The following is a 22,955-nucleotide window of genomic DNA, read 5'->3' on the forward strand; positions in this document are numbered from 1 at the left end:
CGATTAGTATTAGCTATAACTCAACTTACCAGCTCGTAAGTTGAAACCAACAATAGCATGAAAACATTGAGAACGGGTAGGTCCTGCCTATCCGTTTTTATTAAAATCGTGTTATAATAGAATAGAAATCAAAAATAAATAGGAGAAACAAACCTCATGGCACGCGAATTTTCACTTGAAAAAACTCGTAATATCGGTATCATGGCTCACGTCGATGCTGGTAAAACAACTACAACTGAGCGTATCCTTTACTACACTGGTAAAATCCACAAAATCGGTGAAACTCACGAAGGTGCGTCACAAATGGACTGGATGGAGCAAGAGCAAGAGCGTGGTATCACTATCACATCTGCTGCGACAACAGCTCAATGGAACAACCACCGCGTAAACATCATCGACACACCAGGACACGTGGACTTCACAATCGAAGTACAACGTTCTCTTCGTGTATTGGATGGTGCGGTTACCGTTCTTGACTCACAATCAGGTGTTGAGCCTCAAACTGAAACAGTTTGGCGTCAAGCAACTGAGTATGGAGTTCCACGTATCGTATTTGCCAACAAAATGGACAAAATCGGTGCTGACTTCCTTTACTCTGTAAGCACACTTCACGATCGTCTTCAAGCAAATGCACACCCAATCCAATTGCCAATCGGTTCTGAAGATGACTTCCGTGGTATCATCGACTTGATTAAGATGAAAGCTGAAATCTATACGAACGACCTTGGTACAGATATCCTTGAAGAAGACATCCCAGCTGAATACCTTGACCAAGCTCAAGAATACCGTGAAAAATTGATTGAAGCAGTTGCTGAAACTGACGAAGAATTGATGATGAAATACCTCGAAGGTGAAGAAATCACTAACGAAGAATTGAAAGCTGGTATCCGTAAAGCGACTATCAACGTTGAATTCTTCCCAGTATTGTGTGGTTCTGCCTTCAAGAACAAAGGTGTTCAATTAATGCTTGATGCGGTTATCGACTACCTTCCAAGCCCACTTGATATCCCAGCGATCAAAGGTGTTAACCCAGATACAGACGAAGAAGAAACTCGTCCAGCATCTGACGAAGAGCCATTTGCAGCTCTTGCCTTCAAGATCATGACTGACCCATTCGTAGGTCGTTTGACATTCTTCCGTGTTTACTCAGGTGTGCTTCAATCAGGTTCTTACGTATTGAACACTTCTAAAGGTAAACGTGAACGTATCGGACGTATCCTTCAAATGCACGCTAACAGCCGTCAAGAAATTGACACTGTTTACTCAGGTGATATCGCTGCTGCCGTTGGTTTGAAAGATACTACAACTGGTGACTCATTGACAGATGAAAAAGCTAAAATCATTCTTGAGTCAATCAACGTTCCAGAACCAGTTATCCAATTGATGGTTGAGCCAAAATCTAAAGCTGACCAAGACAAAATGGGTATCGCCCTTCAAAAATTGGCTGAAGAAGATCCAACATTCCGCGTTGAAACAAACGTTGAAACTGGTGAAACAGTTATCTCTGGTATGGGTGAGCTTCACCTTGACGTCCTTGTTGACCGTATGCGTCGTGAGTTCAAAGTTGAAGCGAACGTAGGTGCTCCTCAAGTATCTTACCGTGAAACATTCCGCGCTTCTACTCAAGCTCGTGGATTCTTCAAACGTCAGTCTGGTGGTAAAGGTCAATTTGGTGATGTATGGATTGAATTTACTCCAAACGAAGAAGGTAAAGGATTCGAATTCGAAAACGCAATCGTCGGTGGTGTGGTTCCTCGTGAATTTATCCCAGCGGTTGAAAAAGGTTTGGTAGAATCTATGGCTAACGGTGTTCTTGCAGGTTACCCAATGGTTGACGTTAAAGCTAAGCTTTACGATGGTTCATACCACGATGTCGACTCATCTGAAACTGCCTTCAAGATCGCGGCTTCACTTGCCCTTAAAGAAGCTGCTAAATCAGCACAACCAGCTATCCTTGAGCCAATGATGCTTGTAACAATCACTGTTCCAGAAGAAAACCTTGGTGATGTTATGGGTCACGTAACTGCTCGTCGTGGACGTGTAGATGGTATGGAAGCACATGGTAACAGCCAAATCGTTCGTGCTTACGTTCCACTTGCTGAAATGTTCGGTTACGCAACAGTTCTTCGTTCTGCATCTCAAGGACGTGGTACATTCATGATGGTATTTGACCACTACGAAGATGTACCTAAGTCAGTACAAGAAGAAATCATTAAGAAAAACAAAGGTGAAGACTAATCTGTCCTCACTCTAGAAGGAAGTCACTTAGTGGCTTCCTTTTGTCTTTAGAAAACACCTCTAAATATGGTAAAATAGTAGGAGAATAATGTGAGGAAAATAAATGTCAAACAGTTTTGAAATTTTGATGAATCAACTGGGGATGCCTGCTGAAATGAGGCAGGATCCTGCTTTATCACAGGCCGATATTGAGCGAGTTGTGGTTCATAAAATTAGTAAGGTATGGGAGTTTCATTTCGTATTTTCTAATATTTTACCGATTGAAATCTTTTTAGAATTAAAAAAAGGGCTGAGTGAGGAATTTTCTAAGACAGGCAATAAAGCTGTTTTTGAAATCAAGACTCGGTCTCAAGAATTTTCAAATCAGCTCTTGCAGTCCTACTATAGGGAGGCTTTCTCTGAGGGACCATGTGCTAGTCAAGGTTTTAAGTCTCTTTATCAAAATTTGCAAGTTCGTGCGGAGGGGGACCAACTCTTTATTGAAGGATCTGAGGCGATTGATAAGGAACACTTTAAGAAAAATCATCTTCCTAATTTAGCCGAACAACTTGAAAAATTTGGTTTTCCAACTTTTAACTGTCAAGTAGAGAAAAATGATGTGCTGACCCAAGAGCAGGAAGAGGCTTTTCATGCTGAAAATGAGCAGATTGTTCAAGCCGCCAATGAGGAAGCGCTCCGTGCTATGGAGCAACTGGAACAGATGGCACCTCCTCCAGCGGAAGAGAAACCAGCCTTTGATTTTCAGGCCAAAAAGGCTGCGGTTAAGCCAAAGCTAGATAAGGCAGAGATTACTCCTATGATTGAAGTGACGACGGAGGAAAATCGTCTGGTCTTTGAAGGGGTTGTGTTTGATGTGGAGCAAAAAGTGACCAGAACAGGGCGTGTTTTGATCAACTTTAAAATGACGGACTACACTTCAAGTTTTTCGATGCAAAAGTGGGTTAAGAACGAGGAAGAGGCCCAGAAGTTTGATCTAATTAAGAAAAATTCTTGGCTCCGAGTGCGTGGGAATGTGGAGATGAATAACTTCACACGCGATTTGACGATGAACGTGCAGGATGTGCAGGAAGTTGTTCACTATGAGCGGAAGGATTTGATGTCAGAAGGTGAGCGTCGGGTTGAGTTTCACGCTCATACTAACATGTCGACTATGGATGCTTTGCCAGAGGTAGAAGAAATCGTTGCGACAGCTGCTAAGTGGGGACACAAGGCGGTTGCCATCACGGATCATGGAAATGTTCAGTCCTTCCCACACGGCTATAAGGCGGCCAAAAAAGCGGGAATCCAGTTGATTTATGGAATGGAAGCCAATATCGTGGAGGATCGTGTCCCTATCGTCTATAACGAAGTGGAGATGGACTTGTCGGAAGCGACCTATGTGGTCTTTGACGTAGAAACGACGGGGCTTTCAGCTATCTATAATGACTTGATTCAGGTTGCGGCCTCTAAGATGTACAAGGGGAATGTCATTGCTGAATTTGATGAATTTATTAATCCTGGTCATCCCTTGTCAGCCTTTACTACTGAGTTGACTGGAATTACAGATGACCATGTCAAAAATGCTAAGCCACTGGAACAAGTTTTGCAAGAATTCCAAGAATTCTGCAAGGATACGGTCCTAGTTGCCCACAATGCGACCTTTGACGTTGGCTTTATGAATGCCAATTATGAGCGTCATGGTCTGCCAAAAATTAGTCAACCAGTTATCGATACGCTCGAATTCGCAAGAAACCTCTATCCTGAGTATAAACGTCATGGTTTGGGACCTTTGACCAAGCGTTTTGGTGTGGCCTTAGAACATCACCACATGGCCAATTACGATGCGGAAGCTACAGGTCGCCTGCTTTTCATCTTTATCAAAGAGGTGTCAGAAAAACATGGTGTGACTGATTTGGCTAGATTAAACATTGATTTGATTAGTCCAGATTCTTATAAAAAAGCTCGGATCAAACATGCGACCATTTATGTCAAAAATCAGGTAGGTCTAAAAAATATCTTTAAGCTGGTTTCTCTGTCTAATACCAAGTATTTTGAAGGGGTGCCACGAATTCCGAGAACAGTTTTAGATGCCCATCGGGAAGGATTGATTCTGGGGTCGGCTTGTTCAGAAGGTGAAGTTTTTGATGCAGTCGTTTCCCAAGGTGTGGATGCGGCGGTTGAGGTGGCCAAGTATTACGACTTTATTGAGATCATGCCACCAGCTATCTATGCTCCATTGATTGCTAAGGAGCAGGTCAAGGATATGGAGGAACTCCAGACCATTATCAAGAGTTTGATAGAAGTTGGAGACCGTCTTGGTAAGCCCGTTCTAGCTACGGGAAATGTCCATTATATCGAACCGGAAGAAGAGATTTACCGTGAAATTATCGTCCGTAGCTTGGGACAGGGGGCTATGATTAACCGAACTATCGGGCATGGAGAACATGCCCAACCAGCACCACTTCCAAAGGCTCATTTTAGAACGACAAATGAAATGTTGGATGAATTTGCCTTCTTGGGAGAGGAATTAGCTCGTAAACTGGTTATTGAAAATCCCAATGCCTTGGCAGAAATCTTTGAACCTGTTGAAGTTGTTAAGGGGGATTTGTACACGCCTTTCATCGACAAGGCGGAAGAAACGGTCGCTGAATTGACCTATAAGAAAGCTTTTGAGATTTATGGAAATCCGCTGCCAGATATTGTCGATTTGCGGATTGAAAAAGAACTGACTTCCATTCTGGGGAATGGATTTGCTGTGATTTATCTGGCTTCCCAGATGCTGGTACAACGTTCTAATGAACGGGGTTACTTGGTTGGTTCTCGTGGGTCTGTCGGATCTAGTTTTGTTGCGACTATGATTGGGATTACAGAGGTCAATCCTCTCTCTCCTCACTATGTCTGTGGTCAGTGTCAGTACAGTGAGTTTATCACCGATGGTTCGTACGGTTCAGGATTTGATATGCCCAATAAGGACTGTCCAAACTGTGGTAACAAACTCAGCAAAAATGGGCAAGATATTCCTTTCGAGACCTTCCTTGGTTTTGATGGGGACAAGGTTCCCGATATTGACTTGAACTTCTCGGGAGAAGATCAACCTAGCGCCCACTTGGATGTACGCGATATTTTTGGTGAGGAATATGCCTTCCGTGCAGGAACGGTTGGTACGGTGGCTGCCAAGACTGCCTATGGTTTTGTCAAGGGTTACGAGCGGGACTATGGCAAGTTTTATCGTGATGCAGAGGTAGAACGCCTCGCTCAAGGTGCTGCTGGTGTCAAGCGGACAACAGGACAACACCCGGGGGGAATCGTTGTTATTCCGAACTACATGGATGTCTATGATTTCACGCCTGTTCAGTATCCAGCGGATGACGTGACGGCTGAATGGCAGACGACTCACTTTAACTTCCACGATATTGATGAGAACGTCCTTAAACTTGATGTACTGGGACATGATGATCCGACCATGATTCGAAAACTCCAGGACTTGTCTGGGATCGATCCTAATGAAATCCCTATGGATGATGAAGGCGTGATGGCCCTCTTTTCTGGGACAGATGTGCTAGGGGTAACTCCTGAACAAATCGGAACACCGACGGGTATGCTGGGAATTCCAGAGTTTGGAACCAACTTTGTACGTGGAATGGTAGATGAGACGCATCCGACGACTTTTGCAGAGCTGCTTCAGCTCTCAGGTCTGTCCCATGGTACCGATGTGTGGTTGGGAAATGCTCAGGATCTGATTAAGCAAGGAATTGCGGACCTATCAACCGTTATCGGTTGTCGGGACGACATCATGGTTTACCTCATGCATGCCGGTCTCGAACCTAAGATGGCCTTTACCATTATGGAACGGGTACGTAAGGGCTTGTGGCTCAAGATTTCCGAAGAGGAGCGAAATGGCTACATTGAAGCCATGAAGGCCAATAAGGTGCCAGAGTGGTATATCGAGTCCTGTGGGAAAATTAAGTACATGTTCCCTAAAGCCCATGCGGCAGCCTACGTTATGATGGCCTTGCGTGTAGCTTACTTCAAGGTTCACCATCCCATTTATTACTACTGTGCTTACTTCTCCATTCGTGCTAAGGCTTTTGATATCAAGACCATGGGTGCGGGCTTGGATGCCATCAAACGCAGAATGGAAGAAATCTCTGAAAAACGGAAGAACAATGAGGCCTCTAATGTGGAGATTGACCTCTATACAACTCTTGAGATTGTCAATGAAATGTGGGAACGTGGTTTCAAGTTTGGCAAACTCGATCTCTATCGTAGTCAGGCGACAGAGTTCCTTATCGATGGGGATACCCTCATTCCGCCATTTGTAGCAATGGATGGTCTGGGAGAGAACGTTGCTAAGCAGTTGGTGCGATCGCGTGAAGAGGGAGAATTCCTCTCTAAAACAGAATTGCGCAAGCGTGGTGGGCTCTCATCAACCTTGGTTGAAAAGATGGATGAGATGGGGATTCTGGGCAATATGCCAGAGGATAACCAGTTGAGTTTGTTTGATGAGTTGTTTTAAGGTCTTGGAGGGAAAAAAATGAAACTAAGAATTTTTGCGGAAGATAGGCCAGCTGAGAAGGTATTTGAATATCAATTAGAACTTGATGATCAGATAATTCTTCTATCAACAGCACTCTTGTCAGGTGCTATTGCTTTAGCAGGATTATTCTCTGCTTTGAAAGAAAAATAAAAATAGAAAATAGAAAAGAGAAACAACATGGTTTTACCAAATTTTAAAGAAAATCTAGAAAAATATGCGAAACTATTGGTTGCGAACGGAATCAATGTGCAACCTGGTCACACTTTGGCTCTCTCTATCGATGTGGAGCAACGTGAGTTGGCTCACTTAATTGTCAAAGAAGCTTATGCTTTGGGTGCACATGAGGTGATCGTTCAGTGGACAGATGATGTCATTAACCGTGAGAAATTTCTCCATGCTCCGATGGAGCGTCTGGACAATGTGCCAGAATACAAGATTGCTGAGATGAACTATCTTTTGGAGAACAAGGCTAGCCGTCTTGGAGTTCGTTCATCTGATCCAGGTGCCTTGAACGGAGTGGATGCTGACAAGCTATCAGCTTCTGCTAAAGCTATGGGACTTGCTATGAAGCCAATGCGCATCGCAACGCAATCCAACAAGGTTAGTTGGACTGTAGCAGCCGCTGCTGGACTTGAGTGGGCTAAGAAAGTCTTTCCAAATGCTGCGAGCGACGAAGAAGCAGTCGATCTCCTTTGGGACCAAATTTTCAAAACTTGCCGTGTCTACGAAGCAGATCCTGTTAAGGCTTGGGAAGAACACGCTGCAATTCTTAAGAGCAAGGCCGATATGCTTAATAAAGAGCAATTTTCAGCCCTTCACTACACAGCGCCAGGGACAGATTTGACACTTGGTTTGCCAAAGAAGCACGTTTGGGAATCAGCTGGTGCTATCAATGCGCAAGGAGAAGGATTCTTGCCAAATATGCCGACAGAAGAAGTCTTCACAGCACCTGACTTCCGTCGCGCAGATGGTTATGTAACCTCTACAAAACCACTTAGCTATAATGGAAATATCATCGAAGGCATTAAAGTAACCTTTAAAGATGGACAAATCGTGGACATCACTGCTGAGAAGGGTGATCAGGTCATGAAAGACCTTGTATTTGAAAATGCTGGTGCGCGTGCCTTAGGTGAATGTGCCTTGGTACCAGATCCAAGTCCAATTTCTCAATCAGGCATTACCTTCTTCAACACCCTTTTTGATGAGAATGCTTCAAACCACTTGGCTATCGGTGCAGCCTATGCGACTAGCGTCGTTGGTGGAGCAGAGATGAACGAAGAAGAGCTTGAAGCTGCGGGACTTAACCGTTCAGATGTTCACGTGGACTTTATGATTGGTTCTAACCAAATGGATATCGATGGGATCCGTGAGGATGGAACACGTGTGCCTCTCTTCCGTAACGGAGATTGGGCAAATTAAGGAGCCAAGATGATAGGAAGTATGTTCGTTGGTCTCCTAGTGGGATTCTTGGCAGGTGCTTTGACCAATCGTGGAGAGCGAATGGGATGTTTTGGAAAAATGTTTCTAGGCTGGATTGGTGCCTTTATAGGTCACTTACTATTTGGGACTTGGGGACCGATAATAGCAGGAACTGCCATTATTCCGGCAGTACTAGGTTCCATGATTGTCTTAGCGATTTTCTGGAGACGAGGAAGTTAATTTCTTAAATCTGAAACGAAAAGGAGGTTGGTCATTGTACCAGCCTCCTTTTGATATGATATAATAGTTCTATGAGATTAGATAAATTTTTAGTTGCCTGCGCTGTGGGGAGCCGGACTGAGGTCAAAAACTTGCTCAAGGCTGGGCGCGTGACGGTAAATGGTAAAAAAGAAAAATCAGCTAAATTGCAGATTGATGAAGAAAGAGATGATATTCGCTTTGATGGGCAAGTGTTGGAGTATGAAGAGTTTGTCTACTACATGATGAACAAGTCCAAAGGAGTTATCTCAGCGACTGAGGATCCTAAGCACAGAACCGTTCTGGACTTGCTGGATGATATTGCTCGGAGCAAGGAAGTTTTCCCAGTAGGACGCTTGGATATTGATACACATGGTCTTCTACTCTTGACCAATGATGGCCAGCTTGCCCATGCTCTTCTTTCGCCCAAGCGTCATGTGGACAAGACTTATCTGGCACAAGTCAAGGGAATTATGACCCAAGGAGATGTGGAGACATTTGCCAAGGGAATTCCTCTTAAAGACTTTACTTGTCAGCCCGCTAAACTGGAGATTGTGTCCATAGACACAGAAAAAAATCAAAGCCAAATTCGTGTGACCATTGCAGAAGGGAAGTTCCATCAGGTCAAGCGTATGGTAGCCTACTGTGGCAAGGAAGTAGTAGACTTGCAACGCTTGACTATGGGAACTTTAGTTTTAGATGAGAACTTGCAGCGAGGAGAATGGCGTCGCTTGACCAAGGAAGAATTAGAGGTTCTCCTTGCAAGTATTGCTTAGTTTGGTTTATTTTCGAAAAAGGTGAGGGACAATGTCCTCGCCTTTTATGTTTTTTAGTTGCTTCCTTTGTGAAAAGAGTTATAATAGACTGTAGAATAAAAGGAGGAATCTATGAACGCGATTCAAGAATCATTTACAGATAAACTATTTGCCAACTATGAAGCAAATGTCAAATACCAAGCGATTGAAAATGCTGCTAGTCACAATGGAATTTTTGCAGCTCTGGAACGTCGCCAAAGCCATGTAGACAACACATCTGTTTTCTCATTGGATTTGACCAAGGACAAGGTTACTAACCAGAAAGCATCTGGTCGTTGCTGGATGTTTGCGGCTCTCAACACCTTCCGCCACAAACTCATCTCGCAATACAAATTGGAGAACTTTGAGTTGTCACAAGCCCACACTTTCTTCTGGGACAAGTATGAGAAATCAAACTGGTTCTTGGAGCAAGTCATTGCGACTGCAGACCAAGAATTGACGAGCCGTAAGGTTAAATTCTTACTTCAAACTCCTCAACAAGATGGCGGTCAATGGGATATGGTGGTGTCTCTCTTTGAGAAATATGGTGTTGTTCCCAAGTCAGTTTACCCTGAGTCTGCTTCATCTAGTAGCAGTCGTGAGCTAAATGCCATTCTCAACAAATTGCTTCGTCAAGATGCTCAAATTTTGCGTGACTTGCTTGCTTCTGGCGCAGACCAAGCGACTGTTCAAGATAAGAAAGAAGACCTCTTGCAAGAAATCTTTAATTTTCTTGCTATGTCTTTAGGACTTCCACCACGTAAATTTGACTTTGCTTATCGCGATAAGGATAACAACTACCAAAGCGAAAAAGGTATCACGCCACAGGAATTTTACAAGAAATATGTCAATCTTCCTTTAGAAGACTACGTTTCTGTTATCAATGCTCCAACTGCTGATAAACCTTACGGAAAATCTTACACAGTTGAGATGTTGGGAAATGTTGTCGGTAGCCGTGCAGTTCGTTACATCAACGTTCCTATGGAGCGTTTGAAAGAATTGGCGATTGCTCAAATGCAAGCAGGTGAGACTGTTTGGTTTGGTTCTGATGTCGGCCAGCTCAGCAACCGTAAGGCTGGAATCCTTGCGACAGATGTTTATGACTTTGAATCAAGCATGGACATTAAACTTACTCAAGACAAGGCTGGACGTTTGGACTATAGCGAAAGCTTGATGACCCACGCCATGGTCTTGACAGGTGTTGACTTGGACGAAAATGGTAAATCAACCAAGTGGAAGGTTGAAAATTCATGGGGAGACAAGGTCGGTACAGATGGTTACTTTGTTGCCTCAGACGCTTGGATGGACGAATACACATACCAAATCGTTGTCCGTAAGGAATTGCTGACAGCAGAAGAACAAGCTGCCTATGAAGCAGAACCAATCGTACTTGCACCTTGGGATCCAATGGGAGCCTTGGCAGAATAATACTCAATGAAAACAAAGAGCAAACTAGGAAACTAGCCGCAAGCTGCTCAAAACACTGTTTTGAGGTTGCAGATGGACGCTGACGTGGTTTGAAGAGATTTTCGAAGAGTATAAAAGCATAGAAAAAAGGAATCAGGCTTAGAACCTGGTTCCTTTTAAGTTGTTTGATTACATGATGTGAAGAACATGTGCCACAATACCCACTGCGAAGAGTGCAAGGATAATAGTGATTGGAGATACTTTTTTCTTAAGCAAGTACATGCAAAGTAAAGTAAGGAGTAGTCCTGATAGTCCAGGAATCAACATATCCAAGTTTTGTTGGAAAGTAGTAACTTTTTCAGGTGTTTGAGATAATCCTTGTCCTACTTGTGCGAATGCTTCTTGGATACCTTTAGACCCTTCTGGCAATTTATCCCAATGGATATAAGCCTTTTCATCTAGTTGAACTTTGGCAACATCGAAAGCAAATTTAATATTTACCCAACGTTGAACAAGGACAGCAAGAATGAACATCCCAAGGATAGAAGCTCCTTTAGTGATGTCTTGAAGGATACCGCCAGACATATCTTTAGTGATTTCTGATCCAGCCTTGTATCCAATCTCTTGAACATACCACAAGAATGACATACGAATCAAGTTCCATGCAACAAAGAAGAGGAGTGGTCCCAAGATATTGCCAGTAAGGGCAAGTGAAGCACCGAGAGATCCAAGGATTGGGCGTACTGTAAACCAGAATACTGGGTCACCGATACCAGCAAGAGGCCCCATCATACCGATTTTAACCCCTTGGATAGCAGCGTCATCGATTTCCACACCGTTAGCACGTTCTTCTTCAAGTGCAAGAGTAACTCCCATGATTGGAGCAGCTACGTATGGGTGAGTATTGAAGAACTCAAGGTGACGCTCAAGAGCAGCGATTTGATCTTCTTTTTTAGTGTAGAGTTTTTTAAGAGCTGGAATGAGTGTATAAGCCCAACCCAAGTTTTGCATACGTTCATAGTTCCAAGAACCTTGTAAGAAAGTTGAACGCCACCAAACTTTTTTACGATCTGATTTAGTTAATTGAAGTTTTTCAGTCATGATGTTTTCAGTCCTTTCTTATCTTAGTAGTCTTCTAGGATATCGCCGATTGGGTCGTTAGAAGTTGCGGCCCCTCCGCCACCATTTCCACCAGTTTTAGAAAGGTGAAGGTAGATAAGAGCGATAGCAACACCGATAGCACCGAATCCGATTAGAGTAATATCTGACACGGCAGCAAGCACGAAACCGATAGCGAAGAATGGCCATACTTCACGAGTTGCCATCATGTTGATAACCATAGCGTAACCAACGGCAACGACCATACCACCACCGATAGCCATACCGTCTTTGAGCCAATCAGGCATAGCATTTAGAATGCTTTGTACGGTTTCAGTTGGTACCATTAGAAGGAGTGCTGCAGGGACTGCAATACGAAGACCTTGAAGAAGAAGTGCGACAAAGTGAGCGCGTTCAACTGCTTTAAAGTCACCTTTTTTAGCAGAAGCATCAGCAGTGTGAACCAATCCGACAGAGAGTGTACGGACAATCATAGTCAAGAATAGACCAGCAACTGCAAGAGGGATAGCAACCGCTTGGGCAACACCGATACCTGTCTTAGTAAAGTCGCCACCAAGAACCATGATAATGGCAGCAGCAACAGAAGCAAGAGCAGCGTCAGGAGCTACGGCAGCTCCGATGTTAGCCCAACCAAGGGCAATCATTTGAAGAGAACCACCAAGTATAATACCTGCTTCTAAGTGACCTGTTACAAGCCCAATAAGAGTACAAGCTACAAGTGGTTGATGGAATTGGAACTGGTCGAGGATACCTTCAAGACCTGCTAGGAAGGCTACAACGACTACTAAAACCATAGAAATAATAGACATCTTTAAAATCCTTTCATAAAATCGATTATTGTACGTTTGCTTTATTGATCAAGTCAAACAAATCTTTTTTTGTGTCGTTTGGTACTTTACGGACATCAAATTCAACACCCAGGTCACGCATTTTTTCAAATGTAGCAACGTCTTCTTTGTCCATAGACAAAACGTTGTTGACCATTGTTTTACCTGTTGAGTGAGCCATAGAACCAACGTTAAGAGTCTTGATTGGCACGCCTCCTTCGATGGCACGGAGGGCATCTTGAGGTGTTTCAAACAAGATAAGGGCATGTGTTTCTCCAAAACGCGGATCTTTTGAGACCTCAATCAATTTTTGAATTGGAACCACGTTAGCTTTGACATTACCTGGAGCTGCTTGTTTAATGAGCTCTTTACGAAGATCGTCTTTAGCCACGGTATCTGAAGCAACGATGATACGGTCTGCTTTTGAATCTGGAGTCCAAGCAGTTGCAACCTGACCGTGAAGTAAACGAGTGTCCAGACGGGCAAGGTTAATCTTGAGTTTTCCATCTCCGATAACAGTTCCTTCTGGAATAGCAGCTTGGGCAACTGGAGCAGCTGCAGCGCTTGCTACTTCCTCAACTGGGTTTAGCTCTTCTGGAAGAGCTTTGATGCCATCTTTGGCTTCTTTAATGATATTAGCAGCGACTTTTTCTACACCTGCAGCAGCGTCCATGAGGCGCTCTGTGTAGGCTTGAATCAACATCGGTAAGTTCAGTCCTGTGATGATGGCAAACTTACGCTCAGGATTTTCTCCCATCACGCGACTAGCTTGGTTGAATGGAGATCCACTCCAAAGGTCAGCCAAAACTAGAACCTCATCTTCTGCGTCAAATGCAGCAACAGCGTTATTAAACTTAGCGTATAGATCATCAGGACCTTCATTTGGCATAAAGGTTACAACCTGAACCTTTTCTTGTTCACCAAAGATCATAGATCCTGACTGATGAATACCCGCAGCAAATTCGCCGTGGCTCGCAATAATGATTCCGATACTCATTATTGTCATTCCTCCTTTTTTGTTTTAGTTTTCGTTTAAGAAAACTTTAAGACTGTTTAAGTATAAACCGTTTTCAATAAAAAATCAACTAAAAAATTAAGTATTTAATATAAAATTGTAAAAAATATAAAAAGGTTTTCTTTGAAGATGTTGATATATTGAGTTTTCAGGGATTGTTTCTGCAAACATATTTAAAAATTTAATATAAAAAGTTGGAAGAAGCTTCCAACTTTTAAAATAGGTTTTTATTAGATTAGTGGGTGAAGTCGAGTACCATACGTCCTTGGATTTGACCTTTTTCCATTTCGTCGAAAATAGCTACCGCATCTTCTACTGGACGTTTTTGAACAATTGGAACTACTAAACCTTCTGCACCGAATTGGAAGGCTTCTTCCAAGTCTTTACGAGTTCCTACAAGAGAACCGATGACTTGGATTCCATCGAGGACTGTTTTAACGATGCTGAGTTCCATCATTTCAGAAGGAAGACCGACAGCGACGACGCGACCACCGGCACGAACGGAGTCAACAGCCTGATTGAAGGCAACTTTAGATACAGCAGTTACGACAGCTGAATGAGCTCCTCCATCAGTTTTTTCCTTGATGAGTCCTGGTACATCATCAACTTCGAGGCCGTTAATAACGACATCAGCACCGACTTCTTTTGCAAGGGCAAGTTTGTCGTTGTTGATATCGACTGCGATAACATGAGCATTGAATACTTTTTTAGCGTATTGAACAGCGAGGTTACCAAGTCCACCTGCACCGTAAAGGACAACCCATTGACCTGGTTCAACTTTTGCTTCTTTTATAGCTTTATAGGTTGTTACACCAGCACATGTGATAGAAGAAGCTTGGGCTGGATCAAGTCCGTCAGGAACTTTGACAGCATAGTCAGCAGTTACGATACACTGTTCAGCCATACCACCGTCTACTGAGTAGCCAGCATTTTTTACTGTACGGCAAAGAGTTTCACGGCCAGTTGTACAGTATTCGCAAGTACCACATCCTTCAAAGAACCAAGCAACGCTGACGCGGTCACCGACTTTAAGGCTTTTCACATCTGGGGCAATTTCTTTAACGATACCAACACCTTCGTGGCCAAGAACACGTCCTGGTACTTGACCAAAGTCACCATGGGCAACGTGGAGGTCAGTGTGGCAAACACCACAGTATTCAATTTCTACAAGTGCTTCTCCAGTTTCAAGTGGACGGAGCACTTTTTCTTCAACAGCAACACCAGTGCTTTCTGGATTTACAACAACAGCTTTCATAGCTATCCTCCTTTATATTGACCGAGAACAGGGACAACGGGACTGGATTGATTTTGTGTCAACAGAGTCGAGTGTGACGAGCTCTCTTGTATTTATATGTGAAGTATATCACAAAAGAAAGCCTTTTCCAAGGTTTTGGGGGTAAAAAATAGAACAATCGATTAACTGGTTGATGAGACTGTGAAAAGAGCACAAAGACCAGCTCGCAAGCTGGTCAGAATGGACTATAAGAATAAGTCTTGTAGGGTTTTGGCAACACCGTCTTGGTCATTGGTCAGAGAAATTTGCTCATCTGCATAAGGGAGTAGCTCTGGATTGGCATTTTTCATGGCATAGCCCTTCCCAGCAAAAGCTAGCATTTCGGTATCATTGTGTTCATCTCCAAAGGCAATCAAATCCTTTTTATCGCGGTTCATTACCTTGAGCAAGTAGTCTAAGGCGAAGGCCTTGTTGACACCTTTTGGGGTACACTCAAGGATATTGAGCGGACCTCCCCAGGTATTGATGGACAGTTGATGCTGGTAGAAAGTGTTCATTTCTTTTGCCAAGGCATATTTGTCACTGGCTCTGGTCTGTAACAGAATACAGTTAGGATCCTTGGTTACTAACTCTGGCTGAAATTGATCTTCAGGCTGGAAAGCTTCTACACCAAATAGTTTAGGATCGGCAATTTCTTCATTGGGATTTGTGATGTAGAATTTTTTACGGTATTCTCCAGCGATAAAATCGGCTTGAATGTCCTCAGAACGTCGAACCATGTCTAGCAGATATTTTTTGTCTACCGTCAAACACTTTTCAAAGTCCCAAACTTGGTCTGGCAAATGAGTAAGGGAGCCGTTGAAATTAATCATAGGAGTGTCTAAGCCTAGTTCACGGTAGAAATCTTTTGACATGCGGTAAGGGCGACCTGTCGTAATAATAACCTGATGGCCTTTTTCAGCAACTTTTTTAATGGTTTCTTTGGTAAAGTCAGAAATCTGACTGTCTGAGTTGAGCAGGGTTCCATCCAGGTCTAGTGCAATAATTTTTTTCGTCATATGAACCTTTCTAGTGTCTTTCCAGATAAGATGTCTTCTATTATAACAAAAAGCAGACAGAAAAGCAGATTCCAAACAAAAAAAGAAATTTCATCAAATTCTTAAATAAATCAAACAAAGATATTGAAAAAGTGAATGATAAATGATATAATTCTATTATTGTTCGTAAAAATTAAAAGGAGATTGATAATGGACAAATTATTTAAACTAAAAGAGAACGGTACAGACGTTCGTACAGAGGTTCTTGCTGGTTTAACAACTTTCTTTGCAATGAGCTATATTCTCTTTGTAAACCCACAAATTCTTTCGCAAACAGGAATGCCTGCTCAGGGTGTATTCCTCGCAACGATTATCGGTGCAGTTGCTGGTACCCTGATGATGGCCTTCTACGCCAACTTGCCATATGCTCAAGCGCCAGGTATGGGACTCAATGCCTTCTTTACCTTTACAGTTGTATTCGGGCTTGGTTATTCATGGCAAGAAGCCCTAGCTATGGTCTTCATCTGTGGAATTATCTCATTGATTATCACCTTGACAAATGTTCGTAAAATGATCATTGAATCGATTCCAAATGCTCTTCGCTCAGCTATTTCAGCTGGTATCGGTGTCTTCCTTGCTTACGTGGGAATTAAGAATGCTGGACTTTTGAAATTCACGATTGATCCAGGCAACTATACTGTTGTAGGAGAAGGGGCTGACAAAGCGCAAGCAACCATTGCGGCAAATGCTTCAGCAGTTCCAGGCTTGGTCAGCTTTAATAATCCAGCTGTTTTGGTGGCTCTTGCAGGACTTGCTATCACAATCTTCTTTGTTATCAAAGGGATTAAAGGGGGAATTATCCTCTCTATCTTGACAACAACTGTTCTTGCTATTGCAGTTGGTTTGGTAGATTTGTCAAGCATCGATTTTGCTAATAACCATGTTGGTGCAGCTTTTGAAGATTTGAAGACAATCTTTGGTGCAGCTCTTGGTTCAGAAGGTTTGGGAGCTTTGGTTTCAGATACAGCTCGCTTGCCTGAAACTCTGATGGCCATTCTTGCCTTCTCATTGACAGATATTTTTGATACAATTGGTACCTTGATCGGTACAGGTGAAAAAGTTGGTATCGTAGCGACAAATGGTGAAAATCATCAATCAGCTAAGTTAGACAAGGCTCTTTACTCTGACTTGATTGGTACTTCAATTGGTGCCATCGCAGGTACTTCGAACGTAACGACTTATGTTGAGTCTGCTGCTGGTATTGGTGCAGGTGGACGTACTGGTTTGACAGCCTTGGTCGTGGCAATCTGTTTTGCGATCTCAAGCTTCTTTAGCCCACTTCTAGCGATTGTACCAACAGCCGCTACAGCTCCAATCTTGATTATTGTTGGGATTATGATGTTGGCTAGCTTGAAAAATATCCATTGGGACGATATGTCTGAAGCGGTTCCTGCTTTCTTCACATCTATCTTTATGGGATTCAGCTACTCTATCACTCAAGGGATTGCAGTTGGTTTCTTGACTTACACTTTGACTAAGCTTGTCAAAGGCCAAGCTAAAGATGTTCATGTCATGATTTGGATTTTGGATGCCTTGTTTATCCTTAACTACATCAGCATGGCCCTATAAATGCTATAATATAAAAAGGGGTTCTCCCCTTTTTATATTATAGTTACTTGAAAATTGCTTCAAACTAGGTAGGTGATTTTGATTGAATGGTAGGAGTATGATTGATGATAAAAAAGAATATTTGGGGTGAAGTATTAAACAGGGGGAAGTGGTTAATAATCTTTCTAGTAGGGCTTTTGTTTTCTCAGTTTCCTTTAGCCCTAGCAACTTTTCTAACTAGCAGAAAATTTCCACTGCTTCAAACTGGACTATTAGTAGGGACCTTATCTCTTGTGGTTTTAACTGTATTTATAATAGGTGCTAAGAAAACACAGTTGGCTAGTTTTGGTTTATCGTTTTTCAAGGCTAAGGATTTGGCTAGATTGGCCTTAAGCTATCTAGTGATTCTTGCCTTTAATATTCTTGGTGTGGTCTTACTTCATTTGATGAATGAAACAACAACCAGCAATCAATCAAATATTAATGATTTGGTCCAGAATAGTTCCTTAATTTCCAGTTTTTTCTTACTGGTTCTAATAGCTCCTATTTGTGAGGAGATTTTATGTCGAGGAGTGATTCCTAAAAAACTCTTTCGTGGTAAAGAAAATGTGGGTTATATAGTCGGTGCTATTATCTTTGCCTTGCTTCATTTACCGACAAATCTACCTTCTCTTCTTATCTATGGAGGAATGTCAACTGTGCTAACTTGGACAGTTTATAAAACCCAACGTTTGGAAATGTCTATCTTACTTCACATGATTGTTAATGGAGTTTTTTTCTGTTTGTTGGCTCTTGTGGTGATCATGAGTCGGACATTAGGGATTTCTATTTAATACTCAATGAAAATCAAAGAGCAAACTAGGAAACTAGCCGCAGGCTGCTCAAAACACTGTTTTGAGGTTGTAGATAAGACTGACGAAGTCAGTCACATATATACGGCAAGGCGACGTTGACGTGGTTTGAAGAGATTTTCGAAGAGTATAAGATTATTGACAATTGCTTACTTGTTTCTACTGGGAAAAAGATGAATGCAATCGTGTCCATCTTTTTCTTTTTATGGTAAAATAGAGAAATAATATGGTGAAAAGCCTTGAGGGAGTGACCGATATGTCAAGTAAAGCCAATCATGCAAAGACAGCTATTTGCGGAATTATCAATGTAACCCCAGACTCTTTTTCGGACGGTGGTCAATTTTTTGCTCTTGAGCAAGCGCTCCAGCAGGCTCGTAAATTGATAGCCGAAGGGGCTAGTATGCTAGATATCGGCGGAGAATCGACTCGGCCGGGAAGTAGCTATGTTGTTGAGATAGAAGAGGAAATCCAGCGTGTTGTTCCAGTGATTAAAGCGATTCGCAAGGAAAGTGATGTCCTCATTTCTATTGATACTTGGAAGAGTCAGGTGGCAGAGGCTGCTTTGGCTGCTGGTGCCAATCTAGTCAATGATATCACTGGTCTTATGGGTGATGAAAAAATGGCCCATGTGGTAGCTAAGGCTGGAGCGAAAGTAGTCATCATGTTTAATCCAGTTATGGCTCGACCTCAGCATCCTAGCTCGCTCATATTCCCTCATTTTGGATTTAATCAAGCTTTTACAGAGGAAGAGTTAGCTGACTTCGAAAAATTGCCAATCGAAGACTTGATGGAGGCTTTCTTTGAACGAGCATTAGCGAGAGCGGACGAAGCTGGTATTGTACCAGAAAATATCCTGTTGGATCCAGGAATTGGCTTTGGTCTGACCAAGAAAGAAAATCTGCTTCTTTTACGGGACTTGGATAAACTACATCAGAAGGGCTATCCAATCTTTCTTGGAGTGTCGCGCAAGCGATTTGTCATCAATATCCTAGAAGAAAATGGTTTTGAAGTCAATCCTGAGACAGAGCTTGGTTTCCGCAATCGAGATACGGCTTCGGCTCATGTAACTAGTATCGCTGCAAGACAGGGTGTGGAAGTGGTGCGCGTGCATGATGTAGCTAGTCACAGGATGGCAGTTGAAATTGCCTCCGCCATTCGTCTGGCTGATGAAGCGGAAAATTTAGATTTAAAACAATATAAATAAGATGAAAGAAATTGAAAACAATCAGTGGATTGCCCACTATCGGACGGATCAACCGCATTTTGGCTTGGAACGAATGGTGGAACTGTTAGCTTTGCGTGGCAATCCCCATCTCAAACTCAAGGTTATCCATATCGGAGGGACCAATGGCAAGGGTTCGACCATTGCTTTTTTGAAAAATATGCTAGAAAAGATGGGGCTGAGAGTTGGGGTGTTCAGCTCGCCCTATCTCATTCATTACACAGACCAGATTAGCATCAATGGAGAATCTATCCCAGAAGCGAGGCTAGAAGCCCTCATGGCAGACTATCAGTCTTTGCTGGAGGGAGAAACGGCCGCCAATTTGCAGGGGACAACCGAGTTTGAGATTATCACAGCTATAGCCTATGATTACTTTGCCTCGGAGCAAGTAGACGTGGCTATCATGGAAGTCGGCATGGGTGGACTTTTAGATAGTACCAATGTCTGCCAGCCCATTTTGACAGGCATCACCACTATTGGACTGGATCATGTGGCCCTACTTGGTGACACCTTGGATGCCATAGCAGAGCAGAAAGCAGGTATTATCAAACAAGGGATTCCCTTGGTAACAGGGCGTATTGCTCCAGAAGCTTTGGCTATGATTGACTGCATTGCGGAAGGGAAAGATGCACTGAGATTTGCCTACGGGACAGATTATCAGGTCAGCCATCAAGAAAGTGTGGTGACAGGGGAAGTCTTTGACTATACAAGTGCTGTCAGACAAGGTCGCTTCCAGACTAGCCTGCTTGGCTTGCACCAGATAGAGAATGCTGGGATGGCCATAGCTTTACTTGATACTTTTTGTTTAGAAGATGGTCGAGAGCTAGCAAGCAATGACCTACTTGGTCAAGCCTTGGAAGAAGCAAGTTGGCCAGGGCGTTTGGAAGTTGTGTCGAGAGACCCCCTGATGATTTTGGATGGGGCCCACAATCCCCATGCTATCAAGGCCTTATTGGCAACCTTGCAAGAACGCTTTGCGGATTATCATAAGGAAATCCTCTTTACTTGTATCAAAACCAAGGCCTTGGAGGATATGTTGGACTTGCTGGGGACAATGCCAGATACCGAGCTTACTCTGACACATTTTGAAGATAGTCGGGCGACTGATGAAAGCGTGTTGGAAGAGGCAGCTAAGTCTAGGAATCTCAACTACCAAGGTTGGCAGGATTTTCTAGAGCAGAAATTGACAGATAAAAAAGAAGAGAAACAAACAGTTAGGATTGTCACGGGTTCCTTGTATTTCTTGAGCCAAGTGAGAGCCTATCTGATGGAGAGGAAGAATGAGAATGGATACACAAAAGATTGAAGCAGCTGTAAAAATGATTATCGAGGCTGTCGGAGAGGACGTTAATCGCGAGGGCTTGCAGGAAACACCTGCTCGTGTAGCCCGTATGTACCAAGAGATTTTTTCAGGTCTTGGTCAAACAGCGGAGGAACATTTGTCAAAATCCTTTGAGATTATTGACGATAATATGGTGGTAGAAAAGGATATTTTTTTCCATACCATGTGTGAACACCACTTCTTGCCATTTTATGGTAGAGCGCATATTGCCTATATTCCAGATGGCCGTGTGGCAGGTTTGTCTAAGCTAGCTCGTACGGTTGAAGTTTATTCTAAAAAGCCACAAATTCAAGAACGGTTGAATATCGAAGTGGCTGATGCCTTGATGGAGTATCTAGGCGCTAAAGGAGCCTTTGTTGTCATTGAGGCGGAACATATGTGTATGAGCATGCGTGGTGTCAGAAAACCGGGCACTGCCACCTTGACGACAGTAGCTCGTGGTCTATTTGAAACAGATAAGGACCTCCGTGATCAGGCTTATCGTTTAATGGGACTATAATACTCTTCGAAAATCAAATTCAAACCACGTCAGCTTTCATCTGCAACCTCAAAACAGTGTTTTGAGCAGCCTGCGGCTAGCTTCCTAGTTTGCACTTTGATTTTCATTGAGTATAAAAAGAATCCGCTTTGGGCGGATTTTTCGAGAAAGGAATCATTATGGATCAACTGCAGATTAAGGATTTGGAAATTTTTGCCTATCATGGTCTTTTTCCGAGTGAGAAAGAATTGGGGCAAAAGTTTGTCGTTTCAGCTATCCTATTCTATGATATGACCAAGGCGGCGACAGATTTGGATTTAACAGCCTCTGTCCATTATGGAGAACTGTGTCAGCAGTGGACGACTTGGTTTCAGGAAACAACTGAGGACTTGATTGAAACGGTAGCCTACAAACTAGTAGAACGTACCTTTGAGGCTTATCCTCTTGTCCAAGAAATGAAGCTGGAACTGAAAAAACCTTGGGCACCGGTGCATTTGCCACTAGATACTTGCTCGGTAACCATTCATCGCCGCAAGCAACGAGCCTTTATCGCCCTAGGAAGCAATATGGGAGATAAACAAGCAAACTTGAAACAAGCCATTGAGAAAATGCGAAATCAAGGTATCCATATTCTCAAAGAGTCCAGTGTCTTGACGACGGAGCCTTGGGGTGGTGTGGAGCAAGATAGCTTTGCTAATCAAGTGGTTGAAGTAGAAACATGGTTGCCTGCTCCAGTGCTATTAGAGACCTTGTTAGCCATTGAGTCAGAGATGGGACGGGTGAGAGAAGTACATTGGGGGCCTCGTTTGATTGATTTGGACTTGCTCTTTGTGGAGGACCAGATCCTTTATACAGACGACCTCATCTTGCCTCATCCTTACATAGCGGAACGCCTTTTTGTCCTTGAGTCTTTACAGGAAATTGCGCCTCATTTTATCCATCCTACATTAAAGCAACCGATCCGCAACTTGTATAATACTTTGAAAAAATAAAAAAAGCTCTAGTTTTCAGTCATTTGTAACTGAAGACTAGAGTTTTTAAAATAGGTCATTTTCTTCTGGGAGGAGGATAGTTTCTCTACCATCCATGTCTAAAACCAGTACTCTTGGCGGATATAGAGGGTCAAAAGGATGGTTAAAGTCAAAATCAATAGCTGTAGGGAGGTGTTGACTTGAAAAATGGAAGGTAATTTTTCCTTGGTTATTGAGCAATTGAAACTCAAGTTCTTCTTCCAATTCAAAGACATTTTTTAAGAAATGGTCGATGATATACCAAAAAGAGTCAATGACATCATCAGGCAAGCTGGTAACAATGCCAAAACTAGCCGACCGCATGTGGGTATTGGTAAAAGCCATATCTTTGCCTCCTTTCTTTTCCCTTATCATACAGCAAATAGGATTAAAAATCAAGAAAAGGTGATTTTTTGAAAAGGATTTTAGCTACAGGAAGAAATAAGGAAAAAATCCCAAAAATCTCCCGAAGTTAATAGGTAAATTCCCAAATTAACTTGATTATATAACTTTCAGTTACTTTGAGAAGTTACGGTTTAGAAAAATATTTTTCATATCTATTGACTTTTAGGGGTGAAAT

At 42.7% G+C, this 22,955-nt stretch carries 19 protein-coding genes; 13 read left to right on the top strand and 6 right to left on the bottom strand.

The features are described 5' to 3' along the window. Positions 1-156: 156 nt before the first annotated feature. The 7 genes from fusA (at position 157) to pepC (ending at position 10,653) form a co-directional block, all read left to right on the top strand. Complete coding sequence (gene fusA / locus OVN23_RS04090; protein WP_000090350.1) at positions 157-2,238, top strand: elongation factor G; 2,082 nt, start codon at positions 157-159, stop codon at positions 2,236-2,238. Between the two features lie 103 nt (positions 2,239-2,341). After that, the gene (locus tag OVN23_RS04095; RefSeq protein WP_267240614.1) at positions 2,342-6,733 is read left to right on the top strand and encodes a PolC-type DNA polymerase III; all 4,392 of its coding nucleotides are present in this window, start codon (positions 2,342-2,344) and stop codon (positions 6,731-6,733) included. A gap of 18 nt (positions 6,734-6,751) precedes the next feature. Then, the gene (locus OVN23_RS04100; protein WP_061439880.1) at positions 6,752-6,904 is read left to right on the top strand and encodes a hypothetical protein; all 153 of its coding nucleotides are present in this window, start codon (positions 6,752-6,754) and stop codon (positions 6,902-6,904) included. Between the two features lie 27 nt (positions 6,905-6,931). After that, positions 6,932-8,173: an aminopeptidase gene (locus OVN23_RS04105; protein WP_267240615.1), complete on the top strand. Its 1,242-nt coding sequence runs from the start codon at positions 6,932-6,934 to the stop codon at positions 8,171-8,173. A gap of 9 nt (positions 8,174-8,182) precedes the next feature. Beyond that, positions 8,183-8,413 carry a GlsB/YeaQ/YmgE family stress response membrane protein gene (locus OVN23_RS04110; RefSeq protein ID WP_000580443.1) on the top strand — a complete coding sequence of 77 codons (231 nt, stop codon included), beginning with the start codon at positions 8,183-8,185 and terminating at the stop codon, positions 8,411-8,413. 71 nt (positions 8,414-8,484) lie between these two features. After that, positions 8,485-9,207, top strand: a complete 723-nt coding sequence (locus OVN23_RS04115) for a pseudouridine synthase (RefSeq protein ID WP_267240616.1) — start codon at positions 8,485-8,487, stop codon at positions 9,205-9,207. Positions 9,208-9,318: 111 nt separating this feature from the next. Further along, positions 9,319-10,653: an aminopeptidase C gene (pepC, locus tag OVN23_RS04120; RefSeq protein WP_267240617.1), complete on the top strand. Its 1,335-nt coding sequence runs from the start codon at positions 9,319-9,321 to the stop codon at positions 10,651-10,653. A 168-nt stretch (positions 10,654-10,821) separates the two neighbouring features. Here pepC and OVN23_RS04125 read toward each other — a convergent pair whose 3' ends face one another. From OVN23_RS04125 to OVN23_RS04145, 5 genes are all read right to left on the bottom strand, one after another. Next, positions 10,822-11,733 (bottom strand): PTS system mannose/fructose/sorbose family transporter subunit IID, encoded by a 912-nt coding sequence (locus OVN23_RS04125; RefSeq protein ID WP_267240618.1) that lies wholly within the window; start codon positions 11,731-11,733, stop codon positions 10,822-10,824. Between the two features lie 23 nt (positions 11,734-11,756). Then, entirely contained in the window at positions 11,757-12,560 is an 804-nt protein-coding gene (locus tag OVN23_RS04130; RefSeq protein ID WP_061439868.1) for a PTS mannose/fructose/sorbose transporter subunit IIC, read from the bottom strand. A gap of 25 nt (positions 12,561-12,585) precedes the next feature. Further along, a complete protein-coding gene (locus OVN23_RS04135; RefSeq protein ID WP_267240619.1) occupies positions 12,586-13,575 on the bottom strand; it encodes a PTS sugar transporter subunit IIB in 990 nt (329 codons plus the stop codon). Positions 13,576-13,828: 253 nt separating this feature from the next. After that, positions 13,829-14,848: an alcohol dehydrogenase AdhP gene (gene adhP / locus OVN23_RS04140; RefSeq protein ID WP_261045318.1), complete on the bottom strand. Its 1,020-nt coding sequence runs from the start codon at positions 14,846-14,848 to the stop codon at positions 13,829-13,831. Between the two features lie 224 nt (positions 14,849-15,072). Beyond that, entirely contained in the window at positions 15,073-15,885 is an 813-nt protein-coding gene (locus OVN23_RS04145; RefSeq protein ID WP_267240620.1) for a Cof-type HAD-IIB family hydrolase, read from the bottom strand. 189 nt (positions 15,886-16,074) lie between these two features. Between OVN23_RS04145 and OVN23_RS04150 the strand changes: the two genes are divergently transcribed. The 6 genes from OVN23_RS04150 to folK all read left to right on the top strand — a co-directional run bounded on the left by OVN23_RS04150 (position 16,075) and on the right by folK (position 22,357). Beyond that, positions 16,075-17,493, top strand: coding sequence for an NCS2 family permease (locus tag OVN23_RS04150; RefSeq protein ID WP_000359263.1), 1,419 nt, complete (start codon positions 16,075-16,077; stop codon positions 17,491-17,493). Positions 17,494-17,597: 104 nt separating this feature from the next. After that, positions 17,598-18,305, top strand: coding sequence for a CPBP family intramembrane glutamic endopeptidase (locus OVN23_RS04155; RefSeq protein ID WP_267240621.1), 708 nt, complete (start codon positions 17,598-17,600; stop codon positions 18,303-18,305). A 244-nt stretch (positions 18,306-18,549) separates the two neighbouring features. Then, positions 18,550-19,527 carry a dihydropteroate synthase gene (gene folP / locus OVN23_RS04160; protein ID WP_173253116.1) on the top strand — a complete coding sequence of 326 codons (978 nt, stop codon included), beginning with the start codon at positions 18,550-18,552 and terminating at the stop codon, positions 19,525-19,527. Between the two features lies 1 nt (position 19,528). Continuing rightward, positions 19,529-20,851, top strand: coding sequence for a bifunctional folylpolyglutamate synthase/dihydrofolate synthase (locus tag OVN23_RS04165; RefSeq protein ID WP_173218034.1), 1,323 nt, complete (start codon positions 19,529-19,531; stop codon positions 20,849-20,851). After that, the gene (gene folE, locus OVN23_RS04170; RefSeq protein WP_061827444.1) at positions 20,832-21,386 is read left to right on the top strand and encodes a GTP cyclohydrolase I FolE; all 555 of its coding nucleotides are present in this window, start codon (positions 20,832-20,834) and stop codon (positions 21,384-21,386) included. The genes OVN23_RS04165 and folE overlap by 20 nt, the downstream gene beginning before the upstream one ends. Before the next feature lie 158 nt (positions 21,387-21,544). Continuing rightward, entirely contained in the window at positions 21,545-22,357 is an 813-nt protein-coding gene (gene folK / locus OVN23_RS04175) for a 2-amino-4-hydroxy-6-hydroxymethyldihydropteridine diphosphokinase (protein WP_267240622.1), read from the top strand. 45 nt (positions 22,358-22,402) lie between these two features. Here folK and OVN23_RS04180 read toward each other — a convergent pair whose 3' ends face one another. Beyond that, positions 22,403-22,720 carry a DUF960 domain-containing protein gene (locus tag OVN23_RS04180; RefSeq protein WP_000886035.1) on the bottom strand — a complete coding sequence of 106 codons (318 nt, stop codon included), beginning with the start codon at positions 22,718-22,720 and terminating at the stop codon, positions 22,403-22,405. Between the last annotated feature and the right edge of the window lie 235 nt (positions 22,721-22,955).

It is taken from the genome of Streptococcus sp. Marseille-Q6488 (genome assembly GCF_946902925.1).
Classification (GTDB): domain Bacteria; phylum Bacillota; class Bacilli; order Lactobacillales; family Streptococcaceae; genus Streptococcus.

Excerpts from the sequence above, each read along its gene's own strand:
- OVN23_RS04095 (WP_267240614.1), top strand. The coding sequence starts at position 2,342 with ATGTCAAACAGTTTTGAAATTTTGATGAATCAACTGGGGATGCCTGCT.
- OVN23_RS04105 (WP_267240615.1), top strand. The coding sequence starts at position 6,932 with ATGGTTTTACCAAATTTTAAAGAAAATCTAGAAAAATATGCGAAACTA.
- OVN23_RS04180 (WP_000886035.1), bottom strand. The coding sequence starts at position 22,720 with ATGGCTTTTACCAATACCCACATGCGGTCGGCTAGTTTTGGCATTGTT.
- pepC (WP_267240617.1), top strand. The coding sequence starts at position 9,319 with ATGAACGCGATTCAAGAATCATTTACAGATAAACTATTTGCCAACTAT.
- OVN23_RS04165 (WP_173218034.1), top strand. The coding sequence starts at position 19,529 with ATGAAAGAAATTGAAAACAATCAGTGGATTGCCCACTATCGGACGGAT.
- folE (WP_061827444.1), top strand. The coding sequence starts at position 20,832 with ATGGATACACAAAAGATTGAAGCAGCTGTAAAAATGATTATCGAGGCT.
- OVN23_RS04145 (WP_267240620.1), bottom strand. The coding sequence starts at position 15,885 with ATGACGAAAAAAATTATTGCACTAGACCTGGATGGAACCCTGCTCAAC.
- OVN23_RS04130 (WP_061439868.1), bottom strand. The coding sequence starts at position 12,560 with ATGTCTATTATTTCTATGGTTTTAGTAGTCGTTGTAGCCTTCCTAGCA.
- OVN23_RS04125 (WP_267240618.1), bottom strand. The coding sequence starts at position 11,733 with ATGACTGAAAAACTTCAATTAACTAAATCAGATCGTAAAAAAGTTTGG.
- OVN23_RS04110 (WP_000580443.1), top strand. The coding sequence starts at position 8,183 with ATGATAGGAAGTATGTTCGTTGGTCTCCTAGTGGGATTCTTGGCAGGT.
- OVN23_RS04150 (WP_000359263.1), top strand. The coding sequence starts at position 16,075 with ATGGACAAATTATTTAAACTAAAAGAGAACGGTACAGACGTTCGTACA.
- folP (WP_173253116.1), top strand. The coding sequence starts at position 18,550 with ATGGTGAAAAGCCTTGAGGGAGTGACCGATATGTCAAGTAAAGCCAAT.
- fusA (WP_000090350.1), top strand. The coding sequence starts at position 157 with ATGGCACGCGAATTTTCACTTGAAAAAACTCGTAATATCGGTATCATG.
- adhP (WP_261045318.1), bottom strand. The coding sequence starts at position 14,848 with ATGAAAGCTGTTGTTGTAAATCCAGAAAGCACTGGTGTTGCTGTTGAA.
- OVN23_RS04115 (WP_267240616.1), top strand. The coding sequence starts at position 8,485 with ATGAGATTAGATAAATTTTTAGTTGCCTGCGCTGTGGGGAGCCGGACT.
- OVN23_RS04155 (WP_267240621.1), top strand. The coding sequence starts at position 17,598 with ATGATAAAAAAGAATATTTGGGGTGAAGTATTAAACAGGGGGAAGTGG.
- OVN23_RS04135 (WP_267240619.1), bottom strand. The coding sequence starts at position 13,575 with ATGAGTATCGGAATCATTATTGCGAGCCACGGCGAATTTGCTGCGGGT.
- folK (WP_267240622.1), top strand. The coding sequence starts at position 21,545 with ATGGATCAACTGCAGATTAAGGATTTGGAAATTTTTGCCTATCATGGT.
- OVN23_RS04100 (WP_061439880.1), top strand. The coding sequence starts at position 6,752 with ATGAAACTAAGAATTTTTGCGGAAGATAGGCCAGCTGAGAAGGTATTT.